Origin of the sequence: Sphingobium phenoxybenzoativorans (genome assembly GCF_018286635.1) — a bacterium.
Classification (GTDB): Bacteria; Pseudomonadota; Alphaproteobacteria; order Sphingomonadales; family Sphingomonadaceae; genus Sphingobium; species Sphingobium phenoxybenzoativorans.
In genome coordinates this window covers 3,692,728-3,706,874 of the sequence record NZ_CP073910.1, presented here as the reverse complement: position 1 = coordinate 3,706,874, position 14,147 = coordinate 3,692,728, and the positions used below count along the sequence as shown (strand labels likewise).

Here is a 14,147-nt window from a genome sequence, read left to right as displayed (position 1 = left end):
ATGCGGCAGCCAGGCGGACAGGGATTTCCGCCGGTTTGAATGCCGGCATCCGGGAGGGCGGCCGACGCCCAAAAAATAGTCGTTGAAATTCATGGCCGTGGATTTGTCCCGCCGGGGAATCGCCCAAAATGGATGTTGCGCTTTCCACAAGACGCTATTCATCGACGATAATGCACATTTGGCCGCGCAAAAAATGGATTGTCGTTTCGGGCGTCGCTGTTTGCGCCCTGATCCTGTCCTTTGCCGCGGGCTTTGCCTCGGCCTATCGAATGGGCTTCATATATCGCAACACGATCCGGGCGGTTCGCTGGGTCATGCCTTTCCGGCCGGATAATGATGTTGTCTGGCGCGTGCAGAGCCAGTTGTTTCGCCAACAGCCGCTAGAGGGCGACGTCACCTTCTTGGGCGACTCCCTCATCGCCTTTGGCGACTGGCGGATATTGCTGCCCGGCTACTCCATTCAGAAACGAGGCATAGCGGGCGAAACCACCGCCGGCGTGCGGGAGCGGCTTGAACGGGGAGAAAAGATCCTTCCCGTCGTGGCCGTGATGATTGGAGTAAACGATCCAATGCAAGGCATCCCGCTGGCTCAGACGAAGGACAATCTGAAGGCGATCGTCCATATGCTGCGCGGCCGCCGGATCATCCTGCTCTCAACCCTCTATACCGGGTTCGACTATACCAACGCAGCCGTGACGCAGATGAACCGTTATGAGGCCGAACTATGCAAAACCGGCGCATGCATCTTTGTGGACCTGAACAAAGCCATGTCTAGCGGGGGCAGGATCAGGCCGGAAATGGCGATTGATGGCGTCCATCTCGGCTGGCGCGGCTATTACACATGGGCCGCCCAGATGGGACCGGTGCTCGCGCAATAGGGCCAATCGACATTCAGAAGATGACGTGCGGAAAACCGCCATTTGCAGGTCGTCAGGGCTGAATGCCGATTGGCCCTAGCTGCATCCCGCCTTTTCCGGCTTATTCATAATGAAACCCCGGCGCAGACCAGGATCCGGGCCATGCGCCCGGACCCAGGACTACGCCGGGGTGCCAATTCGCGGACCAGCCGTCACTTGGTGGTGCGTCCCGCCACGGCGCGCCAGGGTGCCGCATATTCGATATGGTTGAGCACGCAGAACGCCTGCATGATCGCCTTCAGCAGATCGCCGAAACCGGCGGAAATCGCCTTGTGATTATCGGCCCAGATGCGCCCGTCAATTTCATCGCGCATGGTCAATTCCTTTCTTCTATCAATGGGTTGTAAATATGGTCAGCTCAGGCGAGGCCCGGTTGGAAATGGCCGCTCGCCGCCGTCTGGGGGTGCGAGAGGCTGGCGGCGCTGGCCGGGCCGATGGCGCTCAGCAGCACGGTGGAACTTAGCAGCAGCGCGAAAAGCGCTGCGGCCAGCTTGCTGCCTATGGCGTGATTGTCGTCATGCATTTTCCTGTCTTTCTTGTGATCTTCCTTGTGTGCAGCCTGTGTTTGCCGGTCGTTCCGGCCCCGTCCATATGGCGAAAACCGTAACGGCGCGCCAACAAAAGGCTGGACAGCATATATAAGCTCAATTTATGGATCGGATATGTCCAATCTTCCGCCATTGGCATCAGTCCGCGTGTTCGAAGCCGCCGCCCGGCTGGAGAATTTTACGGCTGCGGGACAGGAACTGGGCATGACCCAGGCGGCGGTCAGCTATCAGGTGAAGTTGTTGGAGGAGCGGCTGGGCGTCAGCCTTTTCCACCGCGCGGGACGCAAGGTGCAACTGACGGAGCGCGGCCGTTCCCTCGCCCCGGTCATCATCCGCGCCTTTGACGAGATGCGCCAGGGTTTCGCTGCACTGGCGGGCGAGGACAGCTCCGTGCTGACGATAAGCTGCACCAACAGCTTCGCCAATCTCTGGCTGGCTCCGCGCATCGGCGGCTTTCAGATGCGGCAGCCGGGCCTTGCCGTGCGGATCAGTTCATCGGACGCGCTGGTCGATTTCGCGCGGGATGGGATCGATGTGGCGATCCGGGGCGGCAAGGGCGAATGGCCCGGCCTCGACGCGCGCCTGCTTTCGCACAACCGCCTCGCGCCGCTGTGCAGTCCGGCCTTCCTCGCCGCCAATGGGCCGCTGGCCGACGCCCGCGCCCTGCTGGCTCTGCCCCGGCTCTCGCCCAATGACATCTGGTGGTATGAATGGTTCGCGGACATGGGGGTGGAGGTCGATGCCTCCGTCATTCCGCCTTCGATCGCGCTCGATTCCCAGGTGATGGAGGGCAGGGCGGCGATAGCGGGGCAGGGGATCGCCATCCTCAACACCTATTTGTGGAAGGCGGAGATAGAAGCGGGCCTGCTGGTGGAGGCGGTGCCATCCGATGTCATCGAAATCCGCGCCTATTGGGTGGTGAATCCTCACCACGCCCGCAACACGCCAAAGGTGAAGGCCTTCCGCGACTGGATCAGCGCGGAGTTCGCTGCAGAAATCGCGAAGGACCCGGAGGGACGGTTTTTGCCGAGGGGGTAGGGCGGTTCGATGTTGCTAGGCTGGGACGGGCTGCATGAACTGGCTAAGCTCCTGCAGCGCTGCAATGGGGTCACGCAACCTTGGGTCCTGCATTGTTTCCAGAAACCGATCATGGTCAGGATGCAAGGGCATGAATATGGCTTTGCTGGCATATTGCGCCGGAGTAAATGTGCCCCAGTTGGTCAGGCGAAAGAACCCCATACTGTCAGCGCCATAATGATGGGCCAAGTCGACGGCGTCTCCCATTTCCCGGTAATTGTCCGCCTGCACAACGAATGTCAGGTCCAGCCGGTCGATCAGGCCCTTGGCTCTCAGTTCGCTTGCAAAGGCGAGATTTTCTTCCATGACGTGCCAGCGCGCGCCACGCCGTAACAATTCGTGGGTTGGGCCAGTGGCCGCGTCGAGGCTGATGCGCAGGAATGCCACGCGATTGTGAAGGGCGGGGAACCGCTCCCATTCCCGGCGTGTAAAAAGCATGCCGTTCGTCATGATCTGGAAGCGCAGATCAGGATAGTCTTCGGGGCCCAACCGTTCCATGAGCCTGCGAAAATTCTTGCTGGCGAATGGGTCGCCCGACCCGGTTACAAAAACAAGTTTTGTTTGGCGCAGGAGAGGGAGCACGGCTTCCTCTTGCAGTTTATCATACCGGGCGCGTGTTTCGGCATCTGCGGCGAACTTCTTGCTTCGGCAACTGGGACAGGACAGGTTGCATGTCGGGTCATAGGCCAGGTTTACGCGATGTGGCCCCTTGTCCATCCTGACTTTGTTGTTTTCGATGATGTCGCGCCAATGATCGGATCTGGCGGCGACCTCGGACTTGGATGGCAATTGATGTCCGCCGATGAAAGGACAGGCGATCTTGTTGCAATAGCGGAAACTGCCGTCGAGTATGCTGTCGCGTATGTCCAGAGCGACATCGGAATTCCAGACATCCTCCCAATGCTGTTCCGCCAGATTGCCGACAGACGGCAAAACCCAGTTTGAGCAGCACAGGTGGCTGGTGCCATCAAGAACGTCGAGCACCTCAAACGGGATTTCACAGAAGCGGTCGCTAAGATCGTAAACCGGATTTGCGGGATCAATTAGAGATCGGATGTGGAAAATTGCGCCCTGAGCCAGCGTCAGCAGGCTGTTGGTTATCGCGATGGGTTCAATCCTTTTGAGCGCTTCTTCCGGATGTCCGCTGGCGGCCAGGCAAAGCTCTCGCAAAATGCGCGCCTGCAGCTTGAAAAGAAGCTCTATTTCTATTCTGCGGTCAAAGGCCTGAACAATGTCAGGATAGAGATTTAGGACTGTCGGCAGCATCGTCCAGAGATCAGGATGATCCAGCGTGTCCAGAACCTCGATCATCAACGCTTCTACGACGAGGTCGGCATCGCCCATGAGTCGGCACCGCAATTCAAAGACAGCGCTGCGGAAGTCCTTCGCCGTTCGCGTATGTCCAGCGGTTACAAGAAATTGCTCGGCATCGCCCTTTCTGCCGGATGCTGCGGTCAAGGCGGCAAGGAGCAGAACTGTGCCATCGGCAAGGTCCATTATATGGCCTGCTCCATCAGGAAAGTTCGCCAGTCTCAGTAAGTTGGCGGATTCTTCCGCCGTTTCCGCGTCCAGTCTGGAAATCAGCGCATAGGCATCGGCATTGGAGAAATTCTGTTCTAGAGCTTCCAGAAGCTGAAAAATCGCTTCGATCAGCACAGATTGCGCCTGTGCGTCAGATGGCGATATTCCTGCTCGGCGGAGATCGTCGAATGCAAGTTCGATTGCGTCGATGCCTTCATTGCTGATGCGGCTGAGCGCTCGGATGACGACATCTTCATCCGTTGCGGAAAGATGAGCAGAAACGAAGTTCTCAGGCTCTTGCACGGCAGCAACCCCAGCAATCTAAAGAGCCAGAAAAGTAGAGAAAAATTGGTTAATGCTTTGTCAATTCTTTGGGTGTGAGTTGATCGGATTTGGATCAATTCCCCTTTTGCCGGCAGGTTCGGGGTATCGGGGGATCTTCGCTCGGCTTTTAATGCTCCGCCGCCCGGTACGCCCCGATTCCCGTTTCCGACCTTATACGCTGTTCCCGATACCCTGCCTTGTCCACGGCCGCGCGGGGCGACCTGTCCAGCACTGAGAACAGCCAGATCGCGAAGAAGCCGACTGGCACGGAAATGATCGCCGGGGAGGTGTAGGGGAAGGGCGCCGCCTCAAGATGCAGCACATTCACCCAGATTGCGGGCGACAGCACTGTCAGTATGAAGGCGGTCGCCAGCCCCAGCAGACCGCCGATCATCGCGCCCCGCCCGGTGCATCCCTTCCACAGCAGCGACAGGATCAGCACCGGGAAATTGCCGGACGCCGCCAGCGCGAAGGCAAGGCTGACCATGAAGGCGACATTCTGCTTCTCGAACGCGATGCCCAGCAGCACCGCGACGCCGCCCAGCACCAGCGTCGTCACCCGCGACACGCGCAGTTCATCCTTGGAGCTTACTTCTCCCTTGCGGAATACCGTGGCGTAGAGGTCATGGCTCACCGCCGACGCGCCGGAGAGTGTCAGCCCCGCCACCACCGCCAATATGGTGGCGAAGGCGACGGCGGAGATGAACCCCAGGAACGCATCGCCGCCAATGGCGTGGGCCAGGTGGATCGCGGCCATGTTGCCGCCGCCGCGCAGCCCGCCATTGGGGTCCAGATAGCTGGTGTCGGTGGCCACCAGCACAATCGCGCCAAAGCCGATGATGAAGGTCAGCAAATAGAAATAGCCGATCCAGGTCGTCGCCCACAGCACGGATTTCCGCGCTTCGCGGGCATTGGGCACGGTGAAGAAGCGCATCAGGATGTGCGGCAGCCCGGCGGTCCCGAACATCAGCGCCATGCCGAAGGATATGGCGGATATGGGGTCCTTGATGAAATTGCCCGGCCCCATGATCGACCGGCCCTGAACTGCGGCGTCGGCGGGCGTTGCGCCCTTGGCGGCCGCAAGACCGGTCTTGACCTCCACGGCCTTGGCGAACAGCGCTTCGGGAGAGAAGCCGAAGCGGGCCAGCACCATCACGGCGATGAAGGTCGCCCCGGCGAGCAGCATGATCGCCTTGATGATCTGCACCCATGTCGTCGCCCGCATGCCGCCGAACAGGACATAAAGCATCATCAGCACGCCGACGATGATGACGGCATAGGTGTAGGGAAGGCCGAACAGCAGTTTGATCAGTTGCCCCGCGCCCACCATCTGCGCGATCAGGTAGAAGGCGACGACGAGGAGCGTGCTGATCGCCGCGAAACTGCGCACCGGCGGCTGGGCGAAGCGGTAGGATGCGACATCGGCAAAGGTGTAACGGCCCAGGTTTCGCAGCTTTTCCGCCATCAGGAACAGGATGATCGGCCAGCCCACCAGAAAGCCGGTGGAATAGATCAGCCCGTCATAGCCGTCGGTGAAAATCTGCGCGGAAATGCCCAGAAAGGACGCAGCCGACATATAGTCGCCCGCCATCGCCAGCCCGTTCTGAAACCCGCTGATGCCGCCGCCCGCCGTGTAGAAATCCGACGCCGTCTTGGTCCGTTGCGCCGCCCGGCGCGTGATCCACAGCGTCAGCGCCACGAACAGCGCGAACATGCCGATCGCGATCCAGTTGGTCTGTTGCTGCTCCGCCTCGCCTTCAAGGGCGGCGGCGAGTGCCGGTCCCGGCAGGATCAGCAGGATGGCGGCAAGCGCAATGCCGGATGCCCGCCTCATGCTTCCGCCCCGGCGATAATCTCCTGCGTCAGCCGGTCGAACGCGCCATTGGCCTGCCGCACATAGATGGCGGTCAGCAGGATCGCGAGCAGGATCAGGCCGAAACCGACAGGAATGCCCAGCGATGTTACGCCTGCGCCGATGGGCGCTGCAAGCAGTTCCTTGTTGAACGCGACCAGCGCGGTAAAACTGAAAAAAGCGCCGAGCATGATGGCGGTGAGCAGCCAAGCGAGCCGCGTCCGCGCCTTGGTGAGCCGGTGATAGCGCGGATCGGTCTCGATCCTTGCCAGCATATCCTCATCCATTGGCGAACCTCCCACCTGTCTTTTCTCGCGACACCTATGACGGGAAACGAGCGAACAGGCAAAGCGCGCCAGTGGAAGGATGATCGTCCAATTTACCGCGCGGCAACATACTCACATCCGTTCGGGCTGAGCTTGTCGAAGCCCTGTCTTTTTCTTGAATGGCAGGACAGCCCTTCGACAAGCTCAGGGCGAACGGAGTTGCACATGATTTCCCTACCCCGTTTCCTTCACGCAAAGTCGAGAAGCCAGGACGCCGTATTATTTCGCCGCGCATCCTTCCCAATGCGCCGTCAGCAATCGCCGCCATGCCTCCGCGCCCCGGTCCATGCCGGTCAGCTCAAGCCGGAAATCCTTATATTCCGCATGATTGGGCCGCCCAAACCGCGCGGATACGATATGTCCGCGCTTGGCGTCGATCTGCATCACGCCGCCCCCCTTTTCCCCAAAGGCCGGCCCTTCGACCGCATAGCTGATCAGCCCGTTCTTCGTGCCCGTGTAGCGGGCCTGCGCCGCGCCCAGCCAATGCAGCATGTCGTCCGGCCGCGCCGGGTCCAGCCACACTAATGCGAGGCTGAACGCGAGGCTCTTTTGGGGGTCTTTCAGATGCTCCGTCGCTACGGACAGGCTGGCGAGGTCGAAATCATACAGGTGCCAGGGCCGGGACCCGATGGCCACCTGCTCTCGCACTGTCCGGCCTTCTTTGTCGAAGGTCATCACGATCCGGCCATTCTCCTCGGCCAGTGTCGCAAACGCCTCCCGCCCGGCGCCGGGCAACAGGCGTCCGCCGGACAGATGCGTCGCCTCCCATGTTTCCGGGTTCAGCTTTGCGATGACATAGGCGGCGTTGGTGCAGCGCGCCCGCATCTTCACGACTTCCAGCGTGGTTTCATCCTTGCGGTATACATGCACCGCCTCGGCCTCGCTCCCGTCGCTGTTGGACCGCACATAATGGCGGATTTCTCCCACGGCATCGGGCGAAACGGCGAGAAGTAGGGCGGCAAACAGGCTCATGTGTATTATTTATATAATACAGTTATTGTCTATGCAATATACCCTCGCATTCCCCTTCGCCTTTGCACTCTCGCCTCCCGCCAAAACCCCTGCTATCGCGGTTAACGATGACCGACTTTCGCGATCCCTTCGACAGCATCAAAGACCATCCTTTCGACGCCGCGCTGTCCGAACGCTATCTTGTCTATGCCCTCTCGACGATCACGGCCCGTTCGCTGCCGGATCTTCGCGACGGGCTGAAGCCTGTTCATCGCCGCCTGCTCTGGGCAATGCGCCTTCTGAAGCTGGAGCCCAGCAATGCGGATGCGGCGGCGGGCACGGCGGCGGCGGCCCCGGCGCGCAACACCACCGCATACAAGAAATGCGCCCGCGTCGTCGGCGACGTTATCGGCAAATACCATCCGCATGGCGATGCCTCCGTTTATGACGCCATGGTCCGTCTGGCGCAGGACTTCTCGCTCCGGACGCCCCTTGTCGAAGGGCAGGGGAATTTCGGCAATATCGACGGCGATAATGCCGCGGCCATGCGCTATACGGAGGCGCGGCTGACCCAGGCGGCGTCGGACCTGATGCAGGGTCTGGACGAAGGCGCGACCGACTATCGCCCGACCTATAATGGAGAGGATGAGGAGCCGGAGATTTTCCCCGGCCTGTTCCCCAACCTCCTCGCCAATGGCGCGTCCGGCATCGCCGTCGGCATGGCGACCAGCATCCCGCCGCATAATGTCGCCGAACTGATCGACGCGGCCGTGCTGCTGATCGACAATCCAGCGGCCGAACATGCTCAGCTTATGGAGATCGTACAGGGGCCGGACTTCCCGACCGGCGGCGTGCTGGTCGACGGTCCCGCCATCTTCTCCGAAGCCTATGCCACCGGCCGCGGATCCTTCCGCGTGCGCGCGCGATGGCACAAGGAGGAAGGCAGCCGGGGAACCTGGGTGGCGATCGTCACCGAGATTCCGTTCCAGGTCCCCAAGTCGAAACTGATCGAGCAGATCGCCGCGCTGATCAACGACAAGAAGCTGCCGATCCTCGCCGACGTCCGGGACGAGTCCGACGCCGAAATCCGCATCGTCATCGAACCGCGCACCCGTGCCGTCGATCCCGACGTGCTGATGGACAGCCTGTTCCGGATGAGCGATCTGGAAAACCGCTTCGGCCTCAATCTCAACGTCCTCGACGCCACGCATACGCCGCGCGTCATGGGACTGAAGCAGGTGCTGACCGAATGGCTGGCGCATCAGATCGATGTGCTGGTCCGCCGCGCCAATCATCGTCTGGACAAGATCGCCGCACGCCTCGAACTGCTCGACGGCTATATCATCGCCTTCCTCAACCTTGATCGCGTGATCGAGATCATCCGCACCGAGGATGAACCGAAGGCGGTGATGATGGAGGAATTCCAGCTCACGGACCGTCAGGCCGAGGCGATCCTCAACATGCGCCTGCGCTCCTTGCGCAAGCTGGAGGAGATGGAGCTTCGCAAGGAGCATGCCGAGCTGGTCAAGGAGCGCGAGGAGCTGCAGAAGCTGGTCGAAAGCCCGGCCCGCCAGCGCACCCGGCTGAAGCGCGACCTTGCCGAACTGCGCAAGCGCTACGCGCCGGAAACGGAGCAGGGCCGCCGCCGTTCGCTGGTGCAGGAGGCCGGCCCCGCCAAGCTGATCCCGATCGAGGCCTTTATCGAGAAGGAGCCGATCACCGTCATCCTGTCCCAGCGCGGCTGGATACGGGCAATGAGCGGCCATCGCGACCTCGCCGCCGCCGACACGCTGAAATTCAAGGAAGGCGACGGCCCTGCCCACGCTTTCCACGCGCAGACGACCGACAAGCTTTTGCTGGCCGGTTCGGATGGCCGCTTCTACACGCTGGGCGCGGACAAGCTGCCCGGCGGCCGGGGCTTTGGCGAGCCGGTGCGGCTGATGATCGACCTCGACAATGCGACCGAGATCGTGACGCTGTTCCCGGCGAAATCCGGGGGCAAATTGCTGCTGGCTGCTTCCGATGGACGCGGTTTCCTGGCGTCGATGGATGAGATCATCGCTGAAACCCGCAAGGGGCGTCAGGTCGTCAACGTCCGTACGGGCGCGAAATTGCGCATCGTCCGGCCTGTCGTGGCGGAGGCGGACAGCGTGGCCGTTATCGGCGACAACCGCAAACTGCTGGTATTCCGCATTTCGGAACTGCCCGAAATGGCGCGCGGGCAGGGGGTTCAGCTTCAGCGCTACCGGGACGGCGGTCTGTCCGACGCCATCACATTCCGTATGGAGGACGGCCTGAGCTGGGCGATGGGCGGCGAAAGCGGCCGGACCCGGACGGAGGCGGACATGGTTCCGTGGCGCGTGACCCGCGGCGCTGCGGGCCGCATGCCGCCCAATGGCTTCCCCAGGGATAACCGTTTCGGCTGACAAAGCGCGGCGGTGCGATGATCGCACTGACCATATCTTTGTTTTTACAAAAATTTACCATCGTGCCGTATCTAGTGCGCATGGACGGCATGCCGGTGCGAACATGGACAGGGGAAAGTGCGGACTTTGACGCCGCTCCTTTCGATTCGCCCATGGACCGGGCATGCGCCTCTCCCTGCGCCGATTGGCTCGATGCTTTGCCGCAGGCAGCCGCCATTTTGCGCATGGATGGCGAGGTTCCGACCGTTGAGCAAGCCAACGACTTGCTGCTGACGGCCTTTCCCGCATTCAAGCAATCCGGTGGCGCAGACCTGTTCGGCGCGGAAACCAAATGGGTCGAGCGAATCGCGGAATTTCACGCTTCGAAAGGCAAGTCGGACAGCTTCGAAATCCGCCGTGACGGAAAGCTTGGTCCGGAATTTTTCGCCTGCACGGTGGGGCGCCTGCCCAGCCCCAACCGCCTGCTGTTCACGGCCATCGACCGGAGCAGCGAACGCCAGACCGAACGCAACCTGCGCCGCGAGCTCCTGTCCGACAGCCTGACCGCATTGCCCAACCGCACAGGTTTTGGTGAGGAAATCGATGACCGGCTCGCCAATGGCCATTGGCCGTCCGAATGCGGCTATGCCGTGCTCGCCATCGATCTGGTGAGGTTCAGCCGCATCAACGAATCGCTTGGCGCGCTCGCCGGGGACGAACTGATCATCACTGTGGCGAAGCGGCTGAAATCCAGCCTGCGCCAGGGCGATGTGCTCGCCCGAATCGGCGGTAATGAATTTGCGGTGTTCGCGCGCCTGAACAATGGGTTGTCCGACGCCCTGCACATCGTCCAGCGGATCAATGACAGCCTGTCCTCGCCGATCCGTCTCTCAAACCTGCAGATCGGCGTGGATTGCGCCATCGGCTGTTCGCTGTCCAATACGCTGGGCGACGACCCGGACGATATCGTCCGGCAGGCGCAATCCTCGGTGAAGGTCGCCAAGCGCACAGGCAAGCTGGAAATCTATCGCGTCGGTGCGCTCAAGGAAGCGCATCATCGCTTCAAGATGGAAAGCCGCCTGCGCGAAGCCTTGGCCAATGGCGGCCTGACGCTGGCGTTCCAGCCGCTTGTCCATCTGCGGACGGGAGAGGTGACCGGCTTTGAGGCGCTGGCCCGGTGGATCGACCCGGAACTGGGTGAGGTCATGCCGACCGAATTCATCCCCGTTGCGGAGGAATCGGGCCTGATCGTGCCGCTCGGCCGCTGGGCGCTCTATGAAGCGATCCAGACGTTGGCGCGCTGGGACCTGATGCATGGCGAAGCGCTGCCCGTTGGCGTGAACGTCAACCTGTCGGCGATCCAGATGGCGCGTGACGATGTGCCCTCGATTGTCGAGGAGGCTCTGCGTTTCGGCGGCATTTCAGGGAAGCGCCTGACGATCGAGCTGACCGAAAGCGCCATCGTCGCTGACCCTGAAAAGGCGCGCCATGTTCTGGGCGCGTTGAAGGGCCTGGACGTTTCCATCGCGATGGATGATTTCGGCACCGGCTTTTCCAACCTCGCCAGCTTGCAGAGCCTGCCTATCGATTCGCTGAAGATCGACCGCAGCTTCGTGTCCGGCATGCTGATGGACCGGGACAAGGACGCCATTGTCCGCGCTGTCCTGTCCCTTGCCGACTCGCTTGACCTCAACGTGACGGCTGAAGGCATAGAGACCCAGGCGCTTGCCCAGACGTTGCAGAAGCTGCGCTGCTGGCAGGGGCAGGGCTACTATTTCGCGCAGGCGATGCCGGAACAGGAAGCCTTTGATTACTGGCGCGCGCGCTGGAACTTCGAAACGATCTGATCGACGATCTCGCCGACCCGCGTCTCGCCGGGAAAGCCCTCCGCCACCCACTGATCTTCCACCGCCTTCAGGGCGGCCGCTATGTCCGGCCCTGCCGTCAATCCTCCGGCGATGAGCCGTCCGCCGGTGACGCCCAGCACTGGCGGTTGCCAGTCTATCAGAGGAGTGACGCTTTCCACACCGGCTGACCTGTCGAGCAAGAGCCGGTCGATCGCGCCTTCTGTTCCAATGCGGTAGGCCAGCGCTTCAACCGAGCGTGCGTTCTCTACGGTCGGGCCGAGCGCGAGCGCGATCCGCTTGCGCGCGCGGTTGGACAGTTTCAGCCGGGCCGCCACCGCTTCGCCCGTCGCCGCATCCTGGGGCAGCAATGCGCAGAGCCTCCGCAGCGCTGCGCCCTCCACGCCTGCCAGCTTCTCCCGCTGCACCATATCGGCCAGACGCGTGACTCCTGGTTCGGTGATTTCCGGCAGGATCGGCGTCAATATGCCGCCATCAACCATAAGTCTGACCACAGGCGCAGGGTCAGCGGTCGCCAGCAATTTCAACAGCTCATCCGCAATACGTTCGCGCGAGAGGGCCATCAGGCTGTTCGCCTGCGCTACGCATGCCGCATAGGCTTCCCGGTCCGGCTCACCGCCGCCGAACCGCGCCAGGAAACGGAAAAAGCGCAGGATGCGCAGATGATCCTCTGCGATCCGGTCCTCCGCCTTGCCGATAAAGCGCACATGGCGAGCGGCCAGATCAGCGACCCCGCCGAAAAAATCAGTGATCTCCCCGGTCGCCGGATCGGCGTAGAGCGCATTGATCGTGAAGTCCCGCCGGGCGGCGTCCTCGCGCCATTCGGTGGTGAAGGCGACGGTGGCGCGCCGCCCGTCGGTGGATACGTCCCGGCGCAGGGTGGTGACTTCGGCCGGCCTGCCCTCGATCACTGCCGTCACTGTCCCATGTGCAATGCCCGTGGGAACCGCCTTTATCCCAGCCGCCTTCACACGGCGGACGATCTCGTCCGGCACATGAATGGTGGCGATGTCGATATCCTCGACCGGCAGCCCCAGCAGCGTGTCGCGCACGGCGCCGCCGACGAATCGCGCATCGCCGTCCGGCGCGCCCAGCGCATCCAGCAGCCGGTCCAGACCCGGCCGATGCCGCCACGGCGCGTCAGGCAGCGTCTGCGCGGTCATAGCCAAGGCGTTTGGAAAGATTGGCGAGGATGGCGGCGGTCACGCCCCAGATGCGGCGATCCTCCCACATGATCTCATAATAGGAGCGCGCCGTGCCCTGAAACTCCATGGTTCTGCGCATCCGGTTCACCGGGTCGAGCGCATAGGCCAGAGGGAGTTCGAACCAGCTATCCACTTCCTCCGGCTGGGCGATGAGCGGAAGGTCGGGCGGCACCACGCCCAGGACAGTCACAATGTCGAAGCCGGTGAAGGTGTGATAGCGGTCGGATACGCCGATAATGTCGACCGCATCGCGGGGCAGGGCGATCTCCTCCTCCGCTTCCCGCAGGGCGGCGGCGATCTCGCCCGCGTCGCTCTGGTCCACGCGGCCGCCGGGGAAAGCGATCTGGCCCGGATGCTTGCGCAGGGCGGCTGACCTTTGGGTCAGGATCAGACCGGGTTCCGGCCGGTCGGTGATCGCCACCAGGACGGCCGCCGGTGACAGGGCTATGTCTCCGACGATGCGCGGGTCGCGCACTTCCGCCGGGACCAGCATCGCTTCATGCGCATGCCCTTCCTTCAACTGGAAACGCAACCGGTCGGCCAGCGTCATGCGCTGCCCTCTAGCGGGAAAAACGCGCCCCCGCTCCAGATGCCGGGTGTTTCACCCGCCTCGTCCAGCGCGATATTGGCCAGTTCATAATAGACGCTGCGCGCGATCAACGCCTCCAGCCCGCCGCGCACCGCCAGATAGGGGTGGGGACCGTCCGCGCCCTGCCTTATCGTGATGGGATTGTCCCGTCCGGCCACCACGATGTCGCCGGTGTTCAGGCGGAATGCCAGATCGGTCGTATTTCCTTCGCCTTCAATCTTCACTTCGACAGCAACGAACGGAGCGTCCTCTACCGTAATGGAAAGTTTTTCGACCGGCGTGACCAGTACGAACGACCCGTCGGATTCGCGACGCAATATGGTGGAGAACAGGCGGACCATCGCCTCCCGCCCGATCGGCGATCCCTGATGGAACCAGGTGCCGTCGCGCGCGATCCGCATTTCGCTGTCGCCACAATGGTCCGGGTTCCATTGCTCCACCGGCGGCAATTTCTTTTCCTGCAACAGGCGCGCGATATCGCTCAGGGAAAGCGTCGCCAGGTCAGGGGGAGCATCCATCGGCATAGGGCCGAGATAGGGTGCCCGGCGCGCGAACGCAAAAGGGAAT

At 62.0% G+C, this 14,147-nt stretch carries 13 protein-coding genes; 4 read left to right on the top strand and 9 right to left on the bottom strand.

Going from position 1 to position 14,147, the window contains the following annotated elements; translation table 11 throughout:
- Positions 1-170 precede the first annotated feature (170 nt).
- Entirely contained in the window at positions 171-878 is a 708-nt protein-coding gene (locus KFK14_RS18360) for a GDSL-type esterase/lipase family protein (RefSeq protein WP_212608682.1), read from the top strand.
- Positions 879-1,069: 191 nt separating this feature from the next.
- Here KFK14_RS18360 and KFK14_RS18355 read toward each other — a convergent pair whose 3' ends face one another.
- Entirely contained in the window at positions 1,070-1,231 is a 162-nt protein-coding gene (locus KFK14_RS18355; RefSeq protein WP_171905810.1) for a hypothetical protein, read from the bottom strand.
- Positions 1,232-1,275: 44 nt separating this feature from the next.
- Positions 1,276-1,440 carry a hypothetical protein gene (locus tag KFK14_RS18350; protein WP_171905809.1) on the bottom strand — a complete coding sequence of 55 codons (165 nt, stop codon included), beginning with the start codon at positions 1,438-1,440 and terminating at the stop codon, positions 1,276-1,278.
- A 139-nt stretch (positions 1,441-1,579) separates the two neighbouring features.
- Between KFK14_RS18350 and KFK14_RS18345 the strand changes: the two genes are divergently transcribed.
- Positions 1,580-2,503 (top strand): LysR substrate-binding domain-containing protein, encoded by a 924-nt coding sequence (locus KFK14_RS18345; protein ID WP_212608681.1) that lies wholly within the window; start codon positions 1,580-1,582, stop codon positions 2,501-2,503.
- Positions 2,504-2,518: 15 nt separating this feature from the next.
- Here KFK14_RS18345 and KFK14_RS18340 read toward each other — a convergent pair whose 3' ends face one another.
- The 4 genes from KFK14_RS18340 to KFK14_RS18325 form a co-directional block, all read right to left on the bottom strand.
- A complete protein-coding gene (locus KFK14_RS18340; RefSeq protein ID WP_212608680.1) occupies positions 2,519-4,366 on the bottom strand; it encodes a radical SAM protein in 1,848 nt (615 codons plus the stop codon).
- Positions 4,367-4,514: 148 nt separating this feature from the next.
- Entirely contained in the window at positions 4,515-6,221 is a 1,707-nt protein-coding gene (locus tag KFK14_RS18335) for a cation acetate symporter (RefSeq protein ID WP_212608679.1), read from the bottom strand.
- On the bottom strand, positions 6,218-6,526 hold the full coding sequence (locus tag KFK14_RS18330) for a DUF485 domain-containing protein (RefSeq protein ID WP_212608678.1): 309 nt from the start codon (positions 6,524-6,526) through the stop codon (positions 6,218-6,220). Before KFK14_RS18330 ends, KFK14_RS18335 begins: the two co-directional genes overlap by 4 nt.
- A 258-nt stretch (positions 6,527-6,784) precedes the next feature.
- Entirely contained in the window at positions 6,785-7,537 is a 753-nt protein-coding gene (locus KFK14_RS18325; protein ID WP_212608677.1) for a hypothetical protein, read from the bottom strand.
- 107 nt (positions 7,538-7,644) lie between these two features.
- Between KFK14_RS18325 and parC the strand changes: the two genes are divergently transcribed.
- Both parC and KFK14_RS18315 read left to right on the top strand, forming a co-directional pair.
- Complete coding sequence (parC, locus tag KFK14_RS18320; RefSeq protein ID WP_212608676.1) at positions 7,645-9,942, top strand: DNA topoisomerase IV subunit A; 2,298 nt, start codon at positions 7,645-7,647, stop codon at positions 9,940-9,942.
- An 80-nt stretch (positions 9,943-10,022) separates the two neighbouring features.
- Positions 10,023-11,768 carry a putative bifunctional diguanylate cyclase/phosphodiesterase gene (locus tag KFK14_RS18315; RefSeq protein WP_070155040.1) on the top strand — a complete coding sequence of 582 codons (1,746 nt, stop codon included), beginning with the start codon at positions 10,023-10,025 and terminating at the stop codon, positions 11,766-11,768.
- Here KFK14_RS18315 and KFK14_RS18310 read toward each other — a convergent pair.
- From KFK14_RS18310 to KFK14_RS18300, 3 genes are read right to left on the bottom strand one after another with little or no spacing between them, the layout of a single operon-like run.
- Positions 11,732-12,949, bottom strand: coding sequence for a CCA tRNA nucleotidyltransferase (locus tag KFK14_RS18310; RefSeq protein ID WP_212608675.1), 1,218 nt, complete (start codon positions 12,947-12,949; stop codon positions 11,732-11,734). The genes KFK14_RS18315 and KFK14_RS18310 overlap by 37 nt on opposite strands.
- Positions 12,927-13,541, bottom strand: coding sequence for a CoA pyrophosphatase (locus KFK14_RS18305; RefSeq protein WP_212608674.1), 615 nt, complete (start codon positions 13,539-13,541; stop codon positions 12,927-12,929). The genes KFK14_RS18310 and KFK14_RS18305 overlap by 23 nt, the downstream gene beginning before the upstream one ends.
- Positions 13,538-14,104: a DUF1285 domain-containing protein gene (locus tag KFK14_RS18300; RefSeq protein ID WP_212608673.1), complete on the bottom strand. Its 567-nt coding sequence runs from the start codon at positions 14,102-14,104 to the stop codon at positions 13,538-13,540. Before KFK14_RS18300 ends, KFK14_RS18305 begins: the two co-directional genes overlap by 4 nt.
- Between the last annotated feature and the right edge of the window lie 43 nt (positions 14,105-14,147).

What these genes read in the sequence shown, in the direction of transcription:
- KFK14_RS18360 (WP_212608682.1), top strand. Translation starts at nt 171, where the DNA reads ATGCACATTTGGCCGCGCAAAAAATGGATTGTCGTTTCGGGCGTCGCT.
- KFK14_RS18355 (WP_171905810.1), bottom strand. Translation starts at nt 1,231, where the DNA reads ATGCGCGATGAAATTGACGGGCGCATCTGGGCCGATAATCACAAGGCG.
- KFK14_RS18350 (WP_171905809.1), bottom strand. Translation starts at nt 1,440, where the DNA reads ATGCATGACGACAATCACGCCATAGGCAGCAAGCTGGCCGCAGCGCTT.
- KFK14_RS18345 (WP_212608681.1), top strand. Translation starts at nt 1,580, where the DNA reads ATGTCCAATCTTCCGCCATTGGCATCAGTCCGCGTGTTCGAAGCCGCC.
- KFK14_RS18335 (WP_212608679.1), bottom strand. Translation starts at nt 6,221, where the DNA reads ATGAGGCGGGCATCCGGCATTGCGCTTGCCGCCATCCTGCTGATCCTG.
- KFK14_RS18330 (WP_212608678.1), bottom strand. Translation starts at nt 6,526, where the DNA reads ATGGATGAGGATATGCTGGCAAGGATCGAGACCGATCCGCGCTATCAC.
- KFK14_RS18325 (WP_212608677.1), bottom strand. Translation starts at nt 7,537, where the DNA reads ATGAGCCTGTTTGCCGCCCTACTTCTCGCCGTTTCGCCCGATGCCGTG.
- parC (WP_212608676.1), top strand. Translation starts at nt 7,645, where the DNA reads ATGACCGACTTTCGCGATCCCTTCGACAGCATCAAAGACCATCCTTTC.
- KFK14_RS18315 (WP_070155040.1), top strand. Translation starts at nt 10,023, where the DNA reads ATGGACGGCATGCCGGTGCGAACATGGACAGGGGAAAGTGCGGACTTT.
- KFK14_RS18310 (WP_212608675.1), bottom strand. Translation starts at nt 12,949, where the DNA reads ATGACCGCGCAGACGCTGCCTGACGCGCCGTGGCGGCATCGGCCGGGT.
- KFK14_RS18305 (WP_212608674.1), bottom strand. Translation starts at nt 13,541, where the DNA reads ATGACGCTGGCCGACCGGTTGCGTTTCCAGTTGAAGGAAGGGCATGCG.
- KFK14_RS18300 (WP_212608673.1), bottom strand. Translation starts at nt 14,104, where the DNA reads ATGCCGATGGATGCTCCCCCTGACCTGGCGACGCTTTCCCTGAGCGAT.